Raw genomic sequence first — 20,494 nt, forward strand, 5'->3', positions numbered from 1 at the left:
TGTGTCTCCCAGCGAGGAGGGGGCGGCATGGCCGCGATGCCGTGACGGGGCGCATGCACGTCGCTGCGCGGCCCGAGGCATGCACCTCTCCTCAGTTCGCGGCCTTGTGGCCGTCTCTCCCGATGGCCCATAGACACCGGTAGCATGATGGTAACGCCAACACTCGCCGGGGGCAACCGGGAGGAGCATGTTTAAAACGTATAAAAATCAGTAGGATGGTAAAATTGATACCGGTATCATAAATTAAGACACTCCCGCAGGTCGTCGCCCCGAATCATCGCTGAGCGAGGCGCGCCACTTGCGGCGCAATGCTCCCGGATCCTGCGGAATGCGCGCGTCGAGGATATCTGCCCGATCGATGCGATCGAGCCGGAAGGTGCGGAAATCCTCGCGCAGCTCGCACCAGGCGATGAGCGCGCGGGTCGAGTCGAGATAGCCGATCACCAGCGGCCAGACGGTGCGCTCGGTCGCGGCGCCGCCGGGGTCGGTGTAGCGCAGCGCGATCTTCCGGGCGCCGCGGATCGCGCCGCGCAGTTCGGCGGCGTCGACCTTGTCCACGGGGGTGTCCCAGGCCGGCGGGGTGCGCGCCGAGGGATCGTCGAGGATGCCGCGCATCTCCTCGGGCAGCACTGCGGCGACCTTAGCGAGCACGTCGCGCGCGGCGCGGGCGAGCGCGGGGTCGGCATGTCCGGCAACCCATTGCGCGCCGAGCGCGACCGCGTCGATTTCGTCGGCGGTGAGCATCAGCGGCGGTAGGTCGAACCCGCCTTCGAGGACATATCCCATGCCCGCTTCGCCCCGGATCGGCACGCGTTGCGCCATCAGCGCGCCGATATCGCGATATACCGAGCGCTTCGACGTCTCCAATTCGCTTGCGATCGCCTCCGCAGTCACCGGTTTGGTGGTCCGGCGGAGGATCTGGACGATCTGGAAAAGTCGGTCGGCCTTTCGCATGCCGCAACTCCTACTGCCATGCTGCTGACACCATGCTGGCAGCAGCATGGCAGTAAGTCGATTCCTGCATTCAAAGGAGGAATCAATGCTGAAGACCTATCACGGCAGCTGTCATTGCGGCGCGGTCCGTTTCGAGGCTGAGATCGATCTCGCCGCCGGCACCGGGCGGTGCAACTGCTCGATCTGCACCAAGCGCCGCAGCTGGGCCGCATTGCTCAAGCCCGACGCGTTCCGCCTGCTCAGCGGCGAGGAAGTGCTGCGCGACTATCGCTTCGGCACGATGCAGGGCAGTCATCGCTTCTGCGGCACCTGCGGCTGCGCGCCGTTCGGCGAGGGCAACGTGCCCGAGATCGGCGGGGCGTTCGTATCGGTGCAGCTCGGCTCGCTCGACGACGCCACCGACGATGAGCTGGCAGCGGCGCCGATCAACTATGGCGACGGGCGCAACGACGCCTGGTGGCAGCCGCCCGCGGTGACGAGCTATCTCTAGCGGATCGTCGCGAGCAGCCGGGGAATCTCCGCCGGCAGCTCGCGCGCCAGGAAGCCGAGCGGCCCGATGCGCTCGGCGAGCCTTCGGCCCGCCTCGCCATGGAGCCAGACGCCCCAGGCGGCGGCGAGGCGGGGGACGGCGCCGCGCGCCATCAGCCCGCCGATCACGCCGGCGAGCACGTCGCCCGAGCCGCTGGTCGCCAGCCCCGGACCGCCACCGGGATAGCGGAGCAGCCCCTCGCGCGGGCAGGCGATCCACGTCTCGGTGCCCTTGAACAGCACGGTCGCGTTGAAGCGGCGCGCCGCCTCCTGCGCAAGCCCGGCGGGGTCGTCGGCGATGCGGGTTTCGTCGCACCCCATCAGCCGCATCATCTCGCCGGGATGCGGGGTGAGGACGATGCGGCCTTCATGCGCGTGGATCTGCGCTGCGAGATCGGTGGCGGCGCCGATCATCGCGGCGTCGAGCACCAGCGACAGCGTCGCACGGGGCCGGGCGAGGACGGCCTCGAGGATCGCCTCGGCAGCGGCGTCGGGCCCCATGCCGGGCCCGAGCACCAGCGTGTCGCAGCGCATGAGATAGCCGCACAGCGCGTCGCCCGCGGCTGCGTCGAGTTCGCCCGCGGGGTTGGCGGGGAGTGCGAAGACTGCCGCTTCGGGCACGAGCATCCCAAGCGGCAGCGCGAGCCGTTCGGCCGTGGCGAACTGGAGCTTGCCGGCACCGGCGCGCAGCGCCGCCTCGCCGGTGAGGCGGAGCGCGCCGGGGACGGCCTCCGAGCCGCCGGCGACGACGACATGGCCGCGGCTGTTCTTGTCGAGATCGGTGCCGGGCGGGGGGAGCGGATGCTCGGCGAGCCAGGAGGCGTCGAGTGGCGTCATCCGCGCGCGGCGACCATCGCGTCGGGTGCCGAAGTGGATTTGGCCTCGGGATCCTCGTCGACCGGGGCGGTGACATTGTAGCGGACGAGGACAAGGCCGCCGTCCTTTCCAGCCGCAGGGTCGTGCACATATTCGGTGATCGAGCAATTGGCGACGTCGCCTTGCCTGTCGATCGCGAGGATCTCGGCCTCGGACAGATTCTCGATGACGTAGCGCAGGCACAGCACGACGACCTGGTGTGCGACGATCATCACGTCGCGCCCGGCATAATGAAGCGATACCGTGTCCATCAGCGAGCGCAGGCGGAAGATCACGTCGCACCAGCTCTCGCCGCCGGGCGGGCGATGATAGAATTTGCCGAGCAGGCGACGGAATTCGGCTTGTTCGGGCATGACTGCCTGGATGCCCGCGGTGGTAAGTCCGTCGAGCACGCCGAACTCCTTTTCGCGAAGCCGCTCGTCGGCGCAGATGCTCTCGTCCGGATCGGCGCCGCCGGCATCGCGGAAACGCCGCGCGGTCTCGCGGGCCCGGACATAGGGCGAGGTGAGGATCACTTCGGGGCGGCCATTGCCCTTGCCCTCGGCGAACCAGCGGCCGAGCGCCTCGGCCTGGGCGTAGCCGAGCTCGGAGAGGGGAACGTCGACGTCGCGGATGTCGATCGCGATGCGATGCTCGCCCGAGGCATGCGCCAGGTCGCGCGCGACATTCCCCGCGCTCTGGCCATGCCGGACGAGCCAGAGGCGGCTGGGCCAGCGATTGGTGGTCATGCAGCGTGCGTCGCGTGAGGCATGAGGGGAGAATGCGGCAGCGCGCGGGGTGTTCCTCGGTCAGCCCCGCCGGACCGTGACGGGGAGTGCGCCGGCAGCGTGATCGCCCCATCGATAGAGTGCCTCGAGCACGGGGCGCAGGCTCTCGCCGCGATCGGTCAGGTGATAGACGATCGATGCATCGGCGGCGCTGCGCTTCTCGACGAGCTCGAGCCGTTCGAGATCCTTGAGGCGCTCCGTCAGTACCTTGTCGGAGATCCCGCCGATCCGCGCGCGCAGCTCGGCATAGCGGTGGGGCTCTTCCTTGAGCCGGGCGAGGATCACCGTCTTCCACTTGCCGCCGACGAAATCGAGCGCGAGCTCGACCGGACAGCCATAGCTCGCCTTCAAACGCTTCATCCTGCCTCCGCACGCACCATCTGGTGCGTTGATTGTGAAGCGCGCAGCCCGCAACCAGCGGTCGCGCGGCATCGATCCAGCCGCCCGGGGGAACGCCAATGACGGTCGAGTATATCCGCTATCTGCTGGTCACGCATGTGCCGGCAGCGCTGATCGCTGCCTATGAGACGGCGCGCGTGCATCTGGACGCCGCGCCTGAATGCCTCGCCTACGACCTTGCCCAATGCGATGACGAGCCGAACAGCCTCGTTCTGCGCATCGAATGGACCAGCGCTGCGGCGCACATGCACGGCTTTCGCCGAGGACCGCACTTCCCGCCTTTCCTCGCGGCGATCCGCGATTTCATCCCCGAGATCGCCGAGATGCGGCACTATACCCCCCGGATGATTTCGGGCGGCTAGGCGCCTGCGGCGGTCAGCCGGTCGAGCTGGTCCTTGGTGAGTTCCAAATCCCAGGCGGCGAGCAGTTCGTCGAGCTGCTCGAGGCTGGTGGCGCTGGCGATCGGGGCCGTGACGCCGTCCTGCGCGGCGAGCCAGGCAAGCGCGATCTGGGCGAGGCTGGCGCCGGTCTCGGCGGCGACCTGGTCCATCGCTTCGAGTACGGCCTTGCCCTTGCCCTGGAGCAATTCGCCCATCCGGCCGCCGCGGACGCTCTTCCCGAGATCGGCTTCGCTGCGATACTTGCCGGTAAGGAAGCCTGAGGCGAGGCCGTAATAGGGAACCACGCCGATATTGTGGGTGATGCACAGATCCTCGAGTTCGCCCTCGAACTTGTGACGGCTGACGAGATTATATTCGGGCTGGAGCACACGGTAGTGCGGCAGGCCCTCGCGGGTCGCGACGTCGAGCGCCGATTTGAGCCGCACGGCGTGGAAGTTGGACGCGCCGAGCGCGCGGACCTTGCCCGCCTTTATAAGCGTGTCGAACGCGGTAAGGGCGTCGGCCTGGGGCACGTCCTCATCGTCCTGGTGCGCGAAATAGAGGTCGATCGTGTCCACGCCGAGCCGCGCGAGCGACGCTTCGGCCGCGGCTGCGATGCGCGCGGGGGCGAGCTTCGATCCGCCTTCGCCGTCGAGCATGCCGACCTTGGTGGCGATCAACACCTTGTCGCGCTTGCCCGAGGTGCGCAGCCATTCGCCGATGACGCTTTCGGATTCGCCGCCCGTATGGCCGGGCACCCAGGACGAATAGACGTCGGCGGTGTCGATCATCACGCCGCCGCGCTCGGCGAAGCGATCGAGCAGGCGGAAGCTGGTCGCCTTGTCGGCGGTCCAGCCGAAGACGTTGCCGCCGAGCACCAGCGGCGTGATCGACAGGCCCGAGGCGCCGAGGTCGCGGAGCGTGGTCATGGTTGGGTTCCGTTGTCGGCCAGGCTGGCATTGATATCGGTTGCGGCCGCGGCTTCGTCGAGCTGGCGGGCCTCGTCGCGCGACGCGCTGCTATCGTCGGACCCGCCGCAGCCGGCGAGCGCCAGCGCGATCGCCAGCAGCGGCAGGCCCTTGATCACTCTTCGATCTCGTTGCCGGTCTCGGCGACGTTGCTCACGGCGTAGGCGTTCTCGGCCTCGGTGAAGGCGGCGTCGGTGGCGGCATTGGCGGCGTTCACGTCGCTGACCGCTTCGCCCATCGTGTTGCTGTCACCGGTGATCGTCTCATTGGCTTCGGTGGCTTCGTTCTTTGCGCCGCCGCAGGCGGAAAGGGCGAGCAGGGCAATGGGGAGCAGGAAGGACTTGCGCATGATTCACCTTATGGTTCGGTAGGTGGAGGGCTAAAGCGCGGGAGGGGAAGGCGCAACTGCGTTGACCTGATATAAAGATATCTTTATATCTATATCCCATGGTCCAGGCCCTTGCCATCTTCCGCGCGCTCGCGGACTCCACCCGGCTGCGCATCGTTGCGCTGCTGCGCTCGATGGAATTGTCGGTCGGTGAGCTCGCGCAGGTGCTCGGGCAGAGCCAGCCGCGGGTCAGCCGGCATGTGAAGATCCTGTGCGACGCCGGGCTTGCCGAGCGGCGCAAGGAGGGGAGCTGGGTGTTCGTCGCGCTGGGCGTGCAAGCCAAGGTTCAGCCGATCCTCGCCGCGCTCGATAGCTGGAGCGAGGGCGATCACTGGACGATCGCCGACGAGGCGCGGCTGGCGGCGGTGCGCGCCGATCGCGCCAGCGCGGCGGCGGACTGGTTCGAAAGCAATGCGGGCGAATGGGACGCGATCCGATCGCTCCACGTCGCAGAAAGCGAAGTCGAGGCGGCAATGGCCAAGGCGCTGGGCGATGCGCCGTTGGGGTCGCTGGTCGATATCGGCACCGGCACCGGGCGGATGCTCGAACTATTCGCCCCGCTCGCGCGCAACGCGCTGGGGATCGATCGCTCGTCCGAGATGCTGCGGCTGGCGCGCGCCAAGCTTTCGGAGCGCGGGCTCGCCAATGCCGAGCTGCGCCAGGCCGACCTTTATGCGCTGCCGCTGCCGGATGGCGGCGCGGACGCGGCTATATTGCATCATGTGCTCCATTTCGCGCAGCAGCCAGGCGCGGCGATCGGCGAGGCGGCGCGCGTGCTGAGCGACGGGGGGCGGCTGCTCATCGTCGACTTCGCGCCGCACGACCGCGAGGAACTGCGCTCGCGCGACGCGCATACCCGGCTCGGCTTCTCGGACGAGCAGATCCTCGGCTGGTTCGCGGGTGCCGGATTGGCGCCGGTGCAGGTCGAGACGCTCGAGGGCGGCGAACTGACCGTCAAATTGTGGCTGGGTCGCAAGACCGGCAGTGAATCGAAGGAAGTGAAGGCGGCATGAGCATCGTGGACCCGCTGGCAGCACCGCTGTTCGCGGACGTGGCCGGCGACATCGAAGTGAGCTTCGAATTCTTCCCGCCCAAGAGCGAGAAGATGGAGGAGACCTTGTGGGAGTCGATCCAGACGCTGTCGCCGCTCGGGCCGCGCTTCGTCAGCGTGACCTATGGCGCGGGCGGGACGACGCGCGAGCGGACGCACAACACGGTGGCTCGGATCGCGCGCGAGACCGCGATCCCGGCGGCGGCGCACCTGACCTGCGTCGAGGCGACCAAGGCCGAGATCGATCAGGTCGCCGAGGAATATTGGGCGGCGGGCGTGCGGCATATCGTCGCGCTGCGCGGCGATCCGCCACGCGCTGGCGAGAAATATGCGACGCATCCGGGCGGCTATGAGAATGCCGCCGACCTGGTGACGGGGCTGCGCAAGCTGCACCCGTTCGAGATCTCGGTCGCGGCCTATCCCGAGTGCCATCCGGATTCGCCCAATCCGGGCGCGGACATCGACAATCTCAAGCGCAAGATCGATGCCGGCGCCACGCGCGCGATTACCCAGTTCTTCTTCGAGCCCGACACCTTTTTCCGCTTCCGCGACGACTGCGCCAAGGCCGGGATCAGCGCCGAGATCGTGCCGGGGATCATGCCGGTGATGAACTTCGCCAGCGTCCAGCGCATGTCGGCGATGTGCGGGACCGACGTGCCGGTGTGGATGGGCAAATTGTTCGAGGGATTGGACGAGCACCCCGCGGCGCGGCAGCTGGTCGCGGCGACGCTGGCGGCCGAATTGTGTCGGAAATTGTACGCCGGCGACGTGCGGCAGTTCCACTTCTACACGCTCAATCGCGCCGAGCTGAGCTACGCGATCTGCCACTTGCTCGGGCTGCGGCCGAAGGTCGGTGCGGCGCTGGCGGCGGCGTAATGAAAACTAGCCCCTCCCCTTCAGGGGAGGGGTTGGGGTGGGGCAGTGCCGCGAGCGCTGCTCTCGATGAGATAGACAGGCCCCACCCCCCAACCCCTCCCCTGAAGGGGAGGGGCTTAAGAAGGTGAAGACCATGACACCACGCGAATCCCTGCTGGCCGAAGCAGCAAAGCGCATCCTGATCACCGACGGGGCGTTCGGGACCGAGATCCAGAACTGGAAGCTCGACGAGGCGGCCTATGCGGGTACGCTCGGGCTGAGCCACGACCAGAAGGGCAATAACGACATCCTCGCGCTGACCAAGCCCGAGGTGCCGGCGTCGATCCACCGCGCCTATTTCGAGGCCGGTGCCGATATCGCCGAGACCAACACCTTCTCGGCCAACAGGATCAGCCAGGCCGATTACGGCGCCGAGCATCTGGTGCGCGAGATCAATGTCGAGAGCGCGAAGCTGGCGCGGTCGATCGCCGACGAGTTCGAGGCCAAGGATGGGCGCCCGCGCTTCGTCGCCGGCGCGCTGGGGCCGACCAACAAGACGCTTTCGCTGAGCCCCGACGTCAACGATCCGGGCTATCGCGAGATCGATTTCGATTATCTCAAGGACGTGTATCGCGAGCAGATCGACGCGCTGGTCGAGGGCGGGATCGATTTCGTGCTGATCGAGACGATCTTCGACACGCTCAACGCCAAGGCGGCGGTGATGGCCGCGCTCGAAGCTGCGCAGGCGCTGGGCCGCGACCTGCCGATCATGCTTTCGATGACGCTGACCGACCTGAGCGGGCGGAATCTGTCGGGGCACACCGTCGAGGCGTTCTGGCACGCGGTGCGGCATGCCAAGCCGGTGACGATCGGGCTCAACTGCTCGTTCGGCGCGGAGCAGCTGCGGCCGCACGTCAAGACGCTGTCGGCGCTCTGCGACACGCTGATCATGGTCTACCCCAATGCCGGCCTGCCCAACGAGCTCGGCGCCTATGACGAGGCACCGGCGACCACTGCGGGGCTGGTCAAGGAATGGGCCGATGCCGGGCAGGTCAACGTGCTCGGCGGGTGCTGCGGATCGACCCCGGCGCATATCAAGGCGATCGCGGACGCGGTCGCGGCATTGCCGCCACGGCCGATCCCGGTGCAGCCGGTGCAGACTCGGCTCGCCGGGCTCGAACCGTTCACGATGACGGCATGACTTTCTAAAGCCCTCTCCCCTCCGGGGAGAGGGTTGGGAGAGGGGCAGGACTGTGCCGCCGCTCTCGAAGCTAGCGATTGAAGACACCCCCCCTCTCCCCAGCTCTCTCCTCGGAGGGGAGAGGGGGTTAAGAAGAAGAACCGATGACCAACCTCTCCACCGGCTTCGTCAATATCGGCGAGCGCACCAACGTCACCGGATCGGCGCGCTTCAAGAAGCTGATCATGAACGGGGACTACCCCGCCGCGGTCGAAGTCGCGCTCCAGCAGGTCGAGGCCGGCGCGCAGGTGCTCGACGTCAACATGGACGAGGGCCTGCTCGACGCGCACGAGGCGATGACCACCTTCCTCAAGCTGATCCAGGCCGAGCCCGACATCGCCCGCATTCCGGTGATGGTCGACAGCTCGAAATGGGACGTGATCGAGGCGGGGCTCAAGTGCGTCAGCGGCAAGCCGATCGTCAATTCGATCAGCATGAAGGAAGGCGTCGACCAGTTCCTCGATCATGCGCGCAAGTGCATGGCGTATGGCGCCGCGGTGGTGGTGATGGCGTTCGACGAGGTCGGCCAGGCGGATACCAAGGAGCGCAAGGTCGAAATCTGCTCGCGTGCCTATGACCTGCTCGTCGGGATCGGCTTCCCGCCCGAGGACATCATCTTCGATCCCAACGTGTTCGCGGTGGCGACGGGGATCGAGGAGCATAACAATTACGGCGTCGATTTCATCGAGGCGTGCCGCGAGATCAAGGCGCGGTGCCCGCACTGCCATATCTCGGGCGGGCTTTCGAACCTGTCGTTCAGCTTCCGCGGCAACGAGCCGGTCCGGAAAGCGATGCACTCGGTGTTCCTATACTATGCGATCCCCGCGGGGATGGACATGGCGATCGTCAACGCCGGCCAGCTCGACGTGTACGACCAGATCGATCCCGAGCTGCGCACCGCGGTCGAGGACGTCATCCTCAACAAGGATCCCGAGGCGGGCGACCGGCTGGTCGCGCTTGCCGAGAAATACCGTGGCACCGATGCGGTCGCCGAGAAGCAGGCGGCCGAGTGGCGCGGCTGGGCGGTGGAGAAGCGGCTCGAACACGCGCTGGTGAAAGGTATCGACGCATTCGTCGTCGAGGACACCGAGGAGTGCCGGGTCAAGGCGGCGCGGCCGATCGAGGTGATCGAGGGCCCGCTGATGGACGGGATGAACGTGGTCGGCGACCTGTTCGGATCGGGCAAGATGTTCCTGCCTCAGGTGGTCAAGTCCGCCCGCGTGATGAAGAAGGCAGTGGCGCATCTGCTGCCCTTCATCGAGGCCGCCAAGGAGCCCGGCGCCAAGGGCAAGGGCAAGGTCATCATGGCCACGGTGAAGGGCGACGTCCACGATATCGGCAAGAACATAGTCGGCGTGGTGCTCCAGTGCAACGGCTTCGAAGTAGTCGACCTAGGCGTGATGGTGCCCTGGACCAAGATCCTCGAGGCGGCGAACGAGAACGATGCCGACATGATCGGGCTTTCGGGGCTGATTACCCCGTCGCTCGACGAGATGGTCACCGTCGCCGAGGAGATGCAGCGCTCGGCGATGACGATGCCGCTGCTGATCGGCGGCGCGACCACCAGCCGCGTGCATACCGCGCTCAAGATCGAGCCGATGTACAAGGGCCCGGTGGTCCATGTCCTCGACGCGTCGCGCGCAGTGGGCGTGGCGACGGCGCTGGTGAGCGATACGCAGCGCGACGACTATGTCGCCAAGGTCGCCGCCGAGTACGAGCAGGTTCGCGTGGCGCGGGCGAGCAAGGGCCAGAGCGCGCTGCTGCCGCTGGCGACCGCGCGCGACAATGCGTTCGAGGCCGACATGGCGCTCAAGCCCCGCAAGCCGCGGATGCCCGGCGTCCACGAGTTCCTCGACTGGGATCTCGAGGATCTCCGGAAGTATATCGACTGGACGCCGTTCTTCCGCGCCTGGGAGCTTGCCGGAAACTATCCGGCGATCCTCGAGGACGAGGTGGTCGGCGAGAGCGCGACGTCGCTGTTCGCCGATGCGCAGGCGATGCTCGACAAGATCATCGCCGAGAAGTGGCTGACCGCGCGGGGCGTCGCCGGGCTGTGGCCGTGCCGCCGCCAGGGCGACGACATCATCGTCCATGTCGAGGACGAGGTGCACTATACCTTGCCGATGCTGCGCCAGCAGATCGCCAAGCGCGAGGGCCGGGCGAACATGTGCCTGGCCGACTTCATCGATCATGACGGCGACTGGATCGGCGGGTTCGCCGTGGGCATCCACGGGATCGAACCGCATCTCGCGCGCTTCAAGAACGCGATCGACGATTATTCGGACATCCTGCTCAAGGCGCTGGCCGACCGGCTGGCCGAGGCGTTCGCGGAGCGGCTGCACCAGTTCGTGCGCACCTCGCTGTGGGGCTATGCCGAGGGCGAGCAGCTGACCAACGAGGCGCTGATCAAGGAACAGTATCGCGGCATCCGCCCGGCACCGGGCTATCCGGCCTGCCCCGAGCACAGCCTCAAGCCGATCCTGTTCAAGATGCTCGACGCGCACAAGCGCACGGGCATCAGCCTGACCGAGAGTTTCGCAATGCTGCCCACCGCAGCGGTCTCGGGCTTTTATTTCGGCCACCCCCAGGCCGAGTATTTCGGCGTCGCGCGGATCGGGCAGGACCAGCTCGAGGAATATGCAGCGCGGCGCGGGATCCCGCTCGACCTGGCTACGCGGTATCTGCGGCCAAACCTGGACTGATTTCACTCCGGCACTCGCCAGGGTGAAACGGGTCAGCGCCCCGCGTCGGCCGGTTCGGCATAGACCGTGTCGGTCGGGCCGTAGCCGGTGATGTATACGTGTGCGCCCTCCGGCCCGGTGCGGGCGAAATGCGGGATCCCGGCGGGTTCGGTGTAGAAACTGCCGGGCGGCAGCGGCTTGCGCAGGCTGTCGTCTGCCTTGGGGCCATAGCCGAAATGCCACATGCCCGAGACCACCGTCGCGGTGCGTTCGTCCTTGTGGCTGTGCGCGGCGATGCGGGTGTTGGGCGGGACCTTGATTTCGATCGCGAACAGGCCGGGCTTGGCGGGGTCGCCGCTCAGCACGCGGGTTTCGACCCCCGTGAGCCCGGACGTGCCCGCGACGGCGCCGATCTGCGGCAGTGCTGCGACCTCGCCCGGCGTGAGCCTTACCTCGCGATCGGCAGGCGCGGCGGCGAGCAGTGCGGCAAGCGCGAGTGCGGCGCGGATCACTTGGCACCCAGGAAATCGGTCACCAGCTTGACCGTTGCCGCGGGATTCTCCTCCATGATCCAATGGCCCGAGCCGGGCACGACGCCGCCGGTGACGTTGGTCGCGGCGGTGCGCATGATCGCGGCCATCTGGTCGCCGAAGCTCTTTTCGCCGCCGAGCGCGAGGACCGGCATCGGCAGCTTGCCGAACCGCGCGAGCAATGCGCGATTGTCGATCGCGTCCTGATCGAACGCGGCGAACTGCGCGAAGCCGGCATGCATGTTGCCCGGGCGGGCATAGAGCGCGGCATAGTGTGCACGCGAAGCCTCGTCGAAATGCTTCGGGTCGGCGGAGAAGTCGTTCCAGAAGCGATCGAGATAGATGCGCTCGCGGCCGGCGACGAGCCGCTCCATGTCGGGGCCGCCGAAGCGGAAATGCCAGAGGATCGGGTTCTTGAGCACCTCTTCCCACGGGCCGATGCCGGGCACCGGCGCGTCGATCAGCACCAGCTTGGTGACGCGCGCCTGGTTCTGCTCGGCGAGCGCGTAGGCGACCATGTTGCCGATATCGTGCGCGACGACGTCGGCCTTGGCGATCTTGAGGCCGTCGAGCAGCGCGATCATGTCCGCCGCCTGGTTCTTCTTGTCATAGCCGCCGGTCGCGACCGCCGAGAGCCCCATGCCGCGCAGATCGGGGACGACCACAGTGTGATCGCGCATCAGCGTGTCGGCGAGCGGCGCCCACATGTCGCCGGTTTCGCCATAGCCGTGGAGGAGCAGCACCGCCGGCCCGCTGCCGCCGATGCGGACATGAAGCGTGGTGCCGTTGGTGGCGATCTCCTGGGTCTTGAACGCGGACGGATAGGCGGGGACCTGGGCGTGTGCAGGAAGCGCGGCGGCAAGCAGAAGCAGCAGGGGAGCGAGGATGCGCATGAACGGACCTCCAGCGGCGGAAGGCCGCGGAGGACAGGCTATGTCAGATTCGAGCAACATTCCAGCAACTATGAAGGTGTCCCACCTCAAACCGTCACGCCGGCACAGGCCCCGGGGGTGACTGGTAGGAAGTTGGGGAAGCTTCGGGGTGACGCTCGTGCCGGAATGGGCTAGGCGCGCGCCATGCTCAACCTGACCGACATCACGGTGCGCCTGGGCGGGCGCGCGATCATCGACGGTGCCACCGCCAAGCTGCCGCCCGGCGGGCGTGTCGGCCTGATCGGCCGCAACGGCGCCGGCAAGACGACACTGATCAAGACGATCACCGGCCAGCTCGAGCCCGACACGGGCAGCATCACGATGCCGCGCGGGACGACGCTCGGCTATATCGCGCAGGAAGCGCCGCACGGGGATTCGACTCCGTTCGAGACGGTGCTTGCCGCCGACAAGGAACGCACCGCGCTGATGGCGGAGAGCGAGACGTGCGAGGATCCCGACCGGCTGGGTGACGTCTATGAGCGGCTGATCGCGATCGACGCGTACACCGCACCCTCGCGTGCCTCGACGATCCTGGTCGGTCTGGGCTTCGACGAGGACATGCAGCACCGGCCGCTCGACAGTTTCTCGGGTGGATGGAAGATGCGCGTGGCGCTCGCCTCGCTGCTCTTCTCGCAGCCCGATTGCCTCCTGCTCGACGAGCCTTCGAACCACCTCGACTTGGAGGCAGTGCTGTGGCTCGAGGATTTCCTGAAGAGCTATCCGGCGACGATCCTGCTGGTCAGCCACGAGCGCGACTTCCTCAACAACATCGTCGATCATATCCTCCATTTGGGCAGCGGCAAGCTGACGCTCTATCCCGGCGGATACGACGCGTTCGAGCGGCAGCGCGCCGAGCGCCAGGCGCAGCTCGCCTCGGCCAAGGCCAAGCAGGATGCGCAGCGCGCCCACCTGCAGGAATATATCGCCAAGAATTCGGCACGCGCCTCGACCGCGAAGCAGGCCCAGAGCCGCGTGAAGATGCTGGCGAAGATGCAGCCGATCGCCGAGATGATCGACGATCCGTCGCTGAGCTTCGATTTCCCCAATCCCGACGAGCTGCGTCCGCCGCTGATCACGCTCGATCTGGCGGCGGTGGGATATAGCGAGACGCCGATCCTAAAGCGGCTCAATCTCCGGATCGATCCCGACGACCGGCTCGCGCTGCTCGGGCGCAACGGCAACGGAAAGACCACGCTGGCCCGCCTGCTTGCCGCGCAGCTGACGCCGATGGAAGGCGAGATGAACGCCAGCGGCAAGATGCGGGTGGGCTATTTCACCCAGTATCAGGTCGAGGAACTTGACCGCGACGAGACTCCGCTCCAGCACATGACGGGGCTGATGAAGGGCGCCAGCCAGGGCGCGGTGCGTGGCCAGCTCGGACGGTTCGGGTTCGAGGGGCAGAAGGCGACGACGCAGGTGGGTAAGCTTTCGGGCGGCGAGCGCGCGCGGCTGGCGTTGGCGCTGATCACCCGCGATGCGCCGCACATGCTGATCCTCGACGAGCCGACCAACCACTTGGACGTCGACGCGCGCGAGGCGCTGATCCAGGCGCTCAATGCCTATTCGGGCGCAGTGGTGATCGTCAGCCACGACCGCCACATGCTCGAGATGACCGCCGACCGGCTGGTGCTGGTCGACAGCGGCACGGCGAAGGACTTCGACGGCTCGATCGAGGACTATATCGCCTTCGTGCTGAGCAAGGACGACAAGGGCGGCAAGGGCGAGAAGAAGGGCCGCAAGGCGCTGAACCGCGACAAGGAGAAAGAGCTAAAGAAGGTCGCGCGCGACGCCGAGGCGGCGCTGGCGCGGCTGATCGGCAAGCGCGAGGAGATCGACGCGGCGCTGGCCGGGCCCACGCCTGCCGGCCAGTCGATGGGCGAGCTGATGAAGCAGCGCGCGGAGCTGGATGCGCAGGTCGAGGCGGCGGAACTGGCGTGGATGGAGGCGAGCGAGGCGCTGGAGGCGGCGGGCTGAACCAACAAGCCCTCCCTTTCAGGGAGAGGGAGCCTCGCCTACCGCAGCTGGCTGTCCTTGCTGCCACGGCGGTTGATGCCGGCGCTGCGGATCATCGCGTCGCGGCCGGACTGGCAGAGGACGCAGGTGCGGGTTCCGGGCACCGCGCGGCGGCGGGCTTCGGGAATGTCGTCACCGCAGACGCCGCAATACTGCGCGCTTTCGCCGCTCGGCATGCGTGCGCGGGCGGCCAGTACGGCATCGGCCACGGTGTCGTCGATCTGATCCTGCACGGCGCCATCCTGCGCCCATCCGTTGGCCATTGCCCGAGTCCAGCTATCCAGTTGAAGTGATTGTAGAATGGGTGACGGCAGCACCAGTTCCACGCCCGGCCTTGCCGCAGCGTGCGCGTGCGCTACACCTTGGGCAAACAGGGAGGGACACGCATGGCCACAGCAGCAGCGGAACCGGGCGGCAAGGACATGCGGCTGGTGATCAGCGCGTCGTCGCTTGGCACCGTGTTCGAATGGTACGACTTCTTCATCTACGGGACGCTCGCCGCCTCGGGGATCATCGGGCGCACCTTCTTTCCTGCGGGCAACGAAGTGCTGCAGGCGCTGCTTGCCTGGGCGGGGTTCGCGGTCGGGTTCGGCTTCCGGCCGCTCGGCGCGGTGCTGTTCGGCTATCTCGGTGACAAGCTGGGGCGCAAATACACCTTCCTGGTGACGATCACGCTGATGGGCGTGGCGACCGCGGGCGTCGGGCTGGTGCCGAGCTATGCCGCGATCGGGATGGCGGCGCCGGTGCTGATCATCGCGCTCCGAATCGCCCAGGGGCTGGCGCTGGGCGGTGAATATGGCGGCGCGGCGATCTATGTCGCCGAGCATTCGCCGGCCGGGCGCGCGGGCTTCCACACCAGCTTCATCCAGGCGAGCGTGATCGGCGGGTTCATCCTGAGCATCGCCGTGGTGCTGCTTTCCAAGATCGCGCTCGCCGGCGTGTGGGACAGCTGGGGCTGGCGGGTGCCGTTCCTGTTCTCGATCGTGCTGCTCGCAGTGTCGCTGTGGATGCGATTGAAGCTCTCCGAGAGCCCGGTGTTCAAGGCGATGAAGGAAGCCGGGGAGACCGCAGCGAACCCGTTCGTCGAGAGCTTCACCTATCCCGGTAACGGCAAGCGGCTGTTCGTCGCGCTGTTCGGGATCGCGGCGGGGCTGACGGTGATCTGGTACACCGCGACCTTCTCGGTGCTGTCGTTCCTGTCGGGGCCGATGCGGCTCGATCCGACCGCGGCGCAGCTGATCACTGGCGGCGCGGCGATCCTGGGGGTCGGCTTCTTCCTGTTCTTCGGGCACCTTTCCGATCGGATCGGGCGGAAGGTGCCGATCGTCGCGGGCTATGCGCTGACGCTGGTGATGCTCTTCCCCTTGTTCTGGGTGATCGGCAGCGCCGCCAATCCGGGGCTGGCCGAGGCGGCGCGGCGCGCGCCGGTGATCGTCTCCGGCCCGCACTGCGGCTATGATCCGTTCGCCGCGAAACAGGCCGACGAATGCGGCGCGCTGCTCGACCATTTCTCGAAAAAGGGCGTGGCGTACAAGACCACCAAGGCCCCGGCAGTGACGGTGTCGATCGGCGGGCTGCCGGTCGCCGATACCAGCCCGGCCGGGCTCGACACCGCACTGGCGGCGGCGGGCTATGATCTCGCGCCGTCGGTGCCGCCCGCGGGCAACATCGCGGTGATCGTGCTCGCGATCGTCGGGCTGACCGCGCTGTCGGGGGCGACCTACGGCCCGGTGGCGGCATTGCTTTCGGAGATGTTCCCCTCGAAGATCCGCTACAGCTCGATGTCGATCCCCTATCATATCGGCACGGGCTATTTCGGCGGATTCCTGCCGCTGATCAGCCAGTATATCGTCGCGCGGACCGGCGACCCCTATGCCGGGCTGTGGTATACCTTCGCGGTGGTGGCGCTGGCACTTGCCGTCACGGCATGGGGCCTGAAGGAGACGGTGGTGGCGCGGGCGTCCGCCGCGCGCTAACCGCGGGCGGATGATGCATTCCCCCCTGAGGTTGAGGCTCGATGGCGACGCATTGGTCGCCAACTGGCGGTTGCTCCAGCGGTTGAGCGGCGCTGCCGCGTGCGGCGCGGCGGTCAAGGCCGACGGCTATGGGCTCGGCGCGCGTGAGGTGGTGCGGCGGCTGGCCGAGGCGGGGTGCCGCGACTTCTTCGTCGCGATGTGGAGCGAGGCGCGCGCGCTCGCGGATCTGGGCGTGTCGGTGTCGGTGCTCCACGGCGTGCGCGACGAAGACATGGCCGATCGGCCCGGCACTGCGCGGCCGGTGCTCAATACGGTGGCGCAGGTACGGCGCTGGCACGCGGCCGGCGGCGGGGCGTGCGACGTGATGGTCGATACCGGCATGAACCGGCTCGGCATCGCAGCGCAGGACGTGGCCGACGGGCTGCTCGACGGGCTCGCGATCGAGGTGCTGATGAGCCACCTCGCCTGCGCGGACGAGGAGTCGCCGCGCAACGAGTCGCAACGTGCCGGGTTCGCGGCGCTCGCCGGGCGCACCTCGGCGAAGCGGATGAGCCTCGCCAATTCGGCGGGGATCGCGCTGGGCGAGGGCTATCACTTCGACCTGACCCGACCGGGGATCGCGCTGTATGGCGGGCAGCAATGCGCCGCGCATGCCGGCATCCGCCAGGTGGTGACGCCGCAGGCGCAGGTGATCCAGCGGCGGCGCGTGCGCGCGGGAGAAGTCGTCGGATACAACGCCACTTTCACGGCGACGGCGGACACCGAGGTGGCGGTGCTCAACCTGGGCTATGCCGATGGCTATCTGCGCTGCTTCTCGGGCAAGGGCGGCGCGCGGTTCGGAGGCGTGGCGCTGCCGGTGATCGGGCGCGTTTCGATGGACATGACCGCGATCCGCGCCGATGCCGCGCCCGGCCTTGCCGAGGGCGACTGGGTGGCGATCGACTATGGCCTGCCGGAGACCGCGGCGCTGAGTGGGCTCTCGCAGTACGAACTGATCACCGGGCTGGGGTCGCGGTTCGACCGTATCTGGGATCAGGCATGACGGGAACCGCCCGGATGGGCGGTTCCCGATAGGCTCAGATCACCCGCGTTCGACGCACATCGCGATGCCCATGCCGCCGCCGATGCACAAAGTGGCGAGGCCCTTCTTGGCGTCGCGCTTCTGCATCTCGTAGATCAGCGTGGTGAGCACGCGCGCGCCCGAGGCGCCGATCGGGTGGCCGATCGCGATCGCGCCGCCGTTGACGTTGACCTTGTCGGCGTCCCAGCCGAGTTCCTTGCCGACCGACAGCGCCTGCGCGGCAAACGCCTCGTTGGCTTCGATCAGGTCGAGATCGGCGATCGTCCAGCCGGCCTTCTCCAGCGCCTTCTTCGAGGCGGGGACGGGGCCGATGCCCATGATCGACGGATCGACGCCGGCGCTCGCCCAGCTCTTGATCGTCGCCAGGATCGGCGCGCCGCGCTTCTCGGCTTCCTCGCGGCTCATCACCACCAAAGCGGCGGCGCCGTCGTTGAGGCCGGAGGCGTTGGCGGCGGTGACGGTGCCGTCCTTCTTGAAGGCCGGTCGCAGGCCCGACACGCCATCCACGGTGGCGCCGGCGCGGATATATTCATCGTCGGCAACCACCGTGTCGCCCTTGCGGCCCTTGATCGTCACCGGCGCGATCTCGTCCTTGAACCTGCCCTCGGCGCGCGCCTTTTCGGCCTTGTTCTGGCTGGCGACGGCGAAGGCGTCCTGCTCGCCGCGGGTGACCTGATATTGCTCGGCCAGGTTCTCGGCGGTGATGCCCATGTGATAGCCGTTGAACACGTCGGTCAGGCCATCCTTGATCATCGTGTCGACCAGCGCGAGATCGCCCATCTTGGTGCCCGGGCGCAGCGACTGGGCGTGGGTGGACATCGACATGCTCTCCTGCCCGCCGGCAACGACGATCGTCGCGTCGCCGGTGGCGACTGCCTGCGCCGCGAGCGCGACGGCGCGCAGCCCCGAGCCGCAGACCTGCTGGACGCCCCAGGCGGGGACTTCCTTGGGAACGCCGGCGGCCATCGACGCCTGGCGCGCGGGGTTCTGGCCCTGCGCCGCCGTGAGCACCTGGCCCATGATGACTTCGCTGACGTCCTCGCCCTTGACACCGGCCTGCTCGAGCGCAGCCTCGATCGCGATGCGGCCCAGCTCGTGCGCGGGCGTGGCGGCAAAGGCGCCGAGGAAGCTGCCCACGGGGGTACGCTTCGCGGCGGTGATCACGATCTCGGTCATGCAAGGCTCCTGCGCAGATATCTTCGTGGTTCGGCGGCTATCTAGGGTGGCGGAGCGCGGTTAGCCAGTCCGCAAGCGGCTGCCACAGCGCGGCGCGCGCGCGGCCGCCGACGATCATCCCGACATGTCCCATCGCCAGCTCGCGAACGTCGCCCAGCCGCGCGGCGCTGGCGGCGGGGACGATGCGGTCGGTGGTCGAGACGAAGGAGAGCGCAGGGGCGCCGAACGACTCGGGATCGACCGGCTTGCCCGCAATCTGCCAGCGGCCGCCACCGGGCAGGTCGGCGACGAAGAAATCCTCGAACAACTGGCGGCCCGCGGCGAAGGGTAGCGGGGCGCCGCCATTGGCCCAATCCTCGAGCGTGACGAAGGCGCGCGCCGCTTCGCTTTTCGGGTCGAGCCTGGCGAAGCGTTCGAACTTGGCGACGGTGCGCCTGGGATCGAGTTGCCAGAAGCCAGCCTGGAGGACTTCCATCGGGACAAGGCCCAGGCGCTCGCAGGTTTCGTGCGCTTCGTCCCACAGCGCGGATATGGGCTCAAGCGCGTCGCCATAGCCGGCGAAGCGCCAGGGTGCGGCGATGGTGACGAGCCCCGCAGTCTCGATTGCGGATGCCGCGGCGATCGCCATCGTGCCGCCCAGGCAATAGCCGGCGAGCACCGGCGCGCGATCGAGCGCGGCGAGCAGCGGCAGCAGCAATTGCTCGACATGCGCGGTGACGTCTTGGGCGCGGTCGTCGGGCGTCGGCGAGCCCCAGTCGACGAGCAGCGGGCGGAAGCCCTGCGTCGCCAGCCAGCGCAGCAGCGAATTGTCCTCGGCGAGATCGAGCACCAGCGGCGGATTGATCAGCGACGGCACGAACACGACGGGGATGCCTTCGCCGCCATAGTCGCGCAGCGTCGCGCGGCCGGCCTGGGCGATGGCGGGCATCGCCGGGCGCGGCGCCGGACGGGGCGTTTCCTGATAGATACGCAGCCCGGATAGTGCTGCGGCGCGACTTTCGGGCGATGCTGCAGTTTCGCTGCGCAAAAGCGCCAGAAACAGCGGCAAAGGGCGAGGCCCTTGTTGCGATGCGGAAAAGGGTGATAGATGTGCGTCAATCACGCGCGGGGGTGTCCATGAAGAAGGCTGCTACGGGTTCGGGTCCGGTCATCATCAAGAAATACGCGAACCGCCGGCTCTACAACACCGAAACCTCGTCCTACATCACGCTCGATCATCTCGCCGCGATGACGCGCGAGGGGCGCGACTTCAAGGTCGTGGACGCCAAGACTGACGAGGACATCACCCACAACGTCCTCACCCAGATCATCATGGAAGAGGAAGCGCGCGGTACGTCGATGCTGCCGGTCAATTTCCTGCGCCAGCTGATCTCGCTCTATGGCGATTCGATGCAGGCGATGGTGCCGGGCTATCTCGAGGCGTCGATGGACAGCTTCCGCCGCAACCAGGAACAGTTCAAGTCGGCGGTCGAGGGGGCGTTCGCCAACTCGCCCTTCGCCGAGATCGCCAAGCGCAACATGGCGATGTTCGAAGCCGCGGCCGAGGCGTTCAAGCCGGGTGCCGCCGGGGTGGGCGGCGGCGCGGCTGCTGCCCCCGCGGCGAAGCCGGCGGAAGGCGGCGACGATGTCTCCGCGCTCAAGGCCGAGCTGGCGCGCCTGCAGGACAAGATCGAGAAGCTGGCAAAGTAAGCGCCTCCGA

General features: G+C 67.6%; 22 protein-coding genes. 10 read left to right on the forward strand and 12 right to left on the reverse strand.

Features of this window, described 5'->3' with window-relative positions; genetic code table 11:
• Positions 1-243: 243 nt before the first annotated feature.
• Entirely contained in the window at positions 244-954 is a 711-nt protein-coding gene (locus RZN05_RS20055; protein WP_317228448.1) for a helix-turn-helix transcriptional regulator, read from the reverse strand.
• A gap of 85 nt (positions 955-1,039) precedes the next feature.
• Here RZN05_RS20055 and RZN05_RS20060 point away from each other — a divergent pair, with 85 nt between their 5' ends.
• Positions 1,040-1,444, forward strand: coding sequence for a GFA family protein (locus RZN05_RS20060; protein WP_317228449.1), 405 nt, complete (start codon positions 1,040-1,042; stop codon positions 1,442-1,444).
• On the opposite strand, the gene RZN05_RS20065 is transcribed toward RZN05_RS20060, so the two are convergent.
• The 3 genes from RZN05_RS20065 to RZN05_RS20075 are packed head-to-tail and all read right to left on the reverse strand — an operon-like array spanning position 1,441 to position 3,485.
• A complete protein-coding gene (locus RZN05_RS20065) occupies positions 1,441-2,319 on the reverse strand; it encodes an NAD(P)H-hydrate dehydratase (RefSeq protein ID WP_317228450.1) in 879 nt (292 codons plus the stop codon). The two genes, RZN05_RS20060 and RZN05_RS20065, sit on opposite strands and share 4 nt — an antisense overlap.
• The gene (locus RZN05_RS20070) at positions 2,316-3,086 is read right to left on the reverse strand and encodes a histidine phosphatase family protein (RefSeq protein ID WP_317228451.1); all 771 of its coding nucleotides are present in this window, start codon (positions 3,084-3,086) and stop codon (positions 2,316-2,318) included. The genes RZN05_RS20065 and RZN05_RS20070 overlap by 4 nt, the downstream gene beginning before the upstream one ends.
• Before the next feature lie 60 nt (positions 3,087-3,146).
• On the reverse strand, positions 3,147-3,485 hold the full coding sequence (locus RZN05_RS20075; protein ID WP_317228452.1) for a winged helix-turn-helix transcriptional regulator: 339 nt from the start codon (positions 3,483-3,485) through the stop codon (positions 3,147-3,149).
• A 98-nt stretch (positions 3,486-3,583) separates the two neighbouring features.
• Between RZN05_RS20075 and RZN05_RS20080 the strand changes: the two genes are divergently transcribed.
• Complete coding sequence (locus RZN05_RS20080) at positions 3,584-3,886, forward strand: putative quinol monooxygenase (protein WP_317228453.1); 303 nt, start codon at positions 3,584-3,586, stop codon at positions 3,884-3,886.
• Here the strand turns inward: RZN05_RS20080 and RZN05_RS20085 are convergent.
• The 3 genes from RZN05_RS20085 to RZN05_RS20095 are packed head-to-tail and all read right to left on the reverse strand — an operon-like array spanning position 3,883 to position 5,221.
• Positions 3,883-4,833, reverse strand: coding sequence for an aldo/keto reductase (locus tag RZN05_RS20085; protein ID WP_317228454.1), 951 nt, complete (start codon positions 4,831-4,833; stop codon positions 3,883-3,885). The two genes, RZN05_RS20080 and RZN05_RS20085, sit on opposite strands and share 4 nt — an antisense overlap.
• Complete coding sequence (locus RZN05_RS20090) at positions 4,830-4,991, reverse strand: hypothetical protein (RefSeq protein ID WP_317228455.1); 162 nt, start codon at positions 4,989-4,991, stop codon at positions 4,830-4,832. The genes RZN05_RS20085 and RZN05_RS20090 overlap by 4 nt, the downstream gene beginning before the upstream one ends.
• Positions 4,988-5,221 (reverse strand): hypothetical protein, encoded by a 234-nt coding sequence (locus tag RZN05_RS20095; RefSeq protein ID WP_317228456.1) that lies wholly within the window; start codon positions 5,219-5,221, stop codon positions 4,988-4,990. The genes RZN05_RS20090 and RZN05_RS20095 overlap by 4 nt, the downstream gene beginning before the upstream one ends.
• A gap of 98 nt (positions 5,222-5,319) precedes the next feature.
• On the opposite strand from RZN05_RS20095, the gene RZN05_RS20100 reads away from it, so the two are divergent.
• The 4 genes from RZN05_RS20100 (at position 5,320) to metH (ending at position 11,108) form a co-directional block, all read left to right on the forward strand.
• Entirely contained in the window at positions 5,320-6,273 is a 954-nt protein-coding gene (locus tag RZN05_RS20100) for an ArsR/SmtB family transcription factor (RefSeq protein WP_317228457.1), read from the forward strand.
• Positions 6,270-7,187 carry a methylenetetrahydrofolate reductase gene (gene metF, locus RZN05_RS20105; RefSeq protein WP_317228458.1) on the forward strand — a complete coding sequence of 306 codons (918 nt, stop codon included), beginning with the start codon at positions 6,270-6,272 and terminating at the stop codon, positions 7,185-7,187. Before RZN05_RS20100 ends, metF begins: the two co-directional genes overlap by 4 nt.
• Before the next feature lie 133 nt (positions 7,188-7,320).
• Positions 7,321-8,367, forward strand: coding sequence for a homocysteine S-methyltransferase family protein (locus tag RZN05_RS20110; RefSeq protein WP_317228459.1), 1,047 nt, complete (start codon positions 7,321-7,323; stop codon positions 8,365-8,367).
• Between the two features lie 143 nt (positions 8,368-8,510).
• Positions 8,511-11,108, forward strand: coding sequence for a methionine synthase (gene metH, locus RZN05_RS20115; RefSeq protein ID WP_317228460.1), 2,598 nt, complete (start codon positions 8,511-8,513; stop codon positions 11,106-11,108).
• 32 nt (positions 11,109-11,140) lie between these two features.
• On the opposite strand, the gene RZN05_RS20120 is transcribed toward metH, so the two are convergent.
• Positions 11,141-11,599, reverse strand: a complete 459-nt coding sequence (locus tag RZN05_RS20120) for a cupin domain-containing protein (RefSeq protein WP_317228461.1) — start codon at positions 11,597-11,599, stop codon at positions 11,141-11,143.
• Positions 11,596-12,510 (reverse strand): alpha/beta fold hydrolase, encoded by a 915-nt coding sequence (locus RZN05_RS20125; protein WP_317228462.1) that lies wholly within the window; start codon positions 12,508-12,510, stop codon positions 11,596-11,598. The genes RZN05_RS20120 and RZN05_RS20125 overlap by 4 nt, the downstream gene beginning before the upstream one ends.
• Before the next feature lie 183 nt (positions 12,511-12,693).
• Between RZN05_RS20125 and RZN05_RS20130 the strand changes: the two genes are divergently transcribed.
• On the forward strand, positions 12,694-14,523 hold the full coding sequence (locus tag RZN05_RS20130) for an ABC-F family ATP-binding cassette domain-containing protein (protein WP_317228463.1): 1,830 nt from the start codon (positions 12,694-12,696) through the stop codon (positions 14,521-14,523).
• Positions 14,524-14,561: 38 nt separating this feature from the next.
• Here RZN05_RS20130 and RZN05_RS20135 read toward each other — a convergent pair whose 3' ends face one another.
• Positions 14,562-14,825: a DksA/TraR family C4-type zinc finger protein gene (locus RZN05_RS20135; RefSeq protein WP_317228464.1), complete on the reverse strand. Its 264-nt coding sequence runs from the start codon at positions 14,823-14,825 to the stop codon at positions 14,562-14,564.
• 123 nt (positions 14,826-14,948) lie between these two features.
• On the opposite strand from RZN05_RS20135, the gene RZN05_RS20140 reads away from it, so the two are divergent.
• Together RZN05_RS20140 and RZN05_RS20145 are read left to right on the forward strand one after the other, a co-directional pair.
• The gene (locus RZN05_RS20140) at positions 14,949-16,538 is read left to right on the forward strand and encodes an MFS transporter (protein WP_317228465.1); all 1,590 of its coding nucleotides are present in this window, start codon (positions 14,949-14,951) and stop codon (positions 16,536-16,538) included.
• A 13-nt stretch (positions 16,539-16,551) separates the two neighbouring features.
• The gene (locus RZN05_RS20145) at positions 16,552-17,580 is read left to right on the forward strand and encodes an alanine racemase (protein ID WP_317228577.1); all 1,029 of its coding nucleotides are present in this window, start codon (positions 16,552-16,554) and stop codon (positions 17,578-17,580) included.
• A gap of 39 nt (positions 17,581-17,619) precedes the next feature.
• Here RZN05_RS20145 and RZN05_RS20150 read toward each other — a convergent pair whose 3' ends face one another.
• Together RZN05_RS20150 and RZN05_RS20155 are read right to left on the reverse strand one after the other, a co-directional pair.
• On the reverse strand, positions 17,620-18,795 hold the full coding sequence (locus tag RZN05_RS20150) for an acetyl-CoA C-acetyltransferase (protein ID WP_317228466.1): 1,176 nt from the start codon (positions 18,793-18,795) through the stop codon (positions 17,620-17,622).
• A 37-nt stretch (positions 18,796-18,832) separates the two neighbouring features.
• Positions 18,833-19,843, reverse strand: a complete 1,011-nt coding sequence (locus tag RZN05_RS20155) for an alpha/beta fold hydrolase (protein ID WP_317228467.1) — start codon at positions 19,841-19,843, stop codon at positions 18,833-18,835.
• Between the two features lie 68 nt (positions 19,844-19,911).
• Between RZN05_RS20155 and phaR the strand changes: the two genes are divergently transcribed.
• Positions 19,912-20,484 (forward strand): polyhydroxyalkanoate synthesis repressor PhaR, encoded by a 573-nt coding sequence (phaR, locus tag RZN05_RS20160; protein WP_317228468.1) that lies wholly within the window; start codon positions 19,912-19,914, stop codon positions 20,482-20,484.
• Positions 20,485-20,494 lie beyond the last annotated feature (10 nt).

Source organism: Sphingomonas sp. HF-S4, assembly GCF_032911445.1.
GTDB classification, from domain to species: Bacteria; Pseudomonadota; Alphaproteobacteria; order Sphingomonadales; family Sphingomonadaceae; genus Sphingomonas; species Sphingomonas agrestis.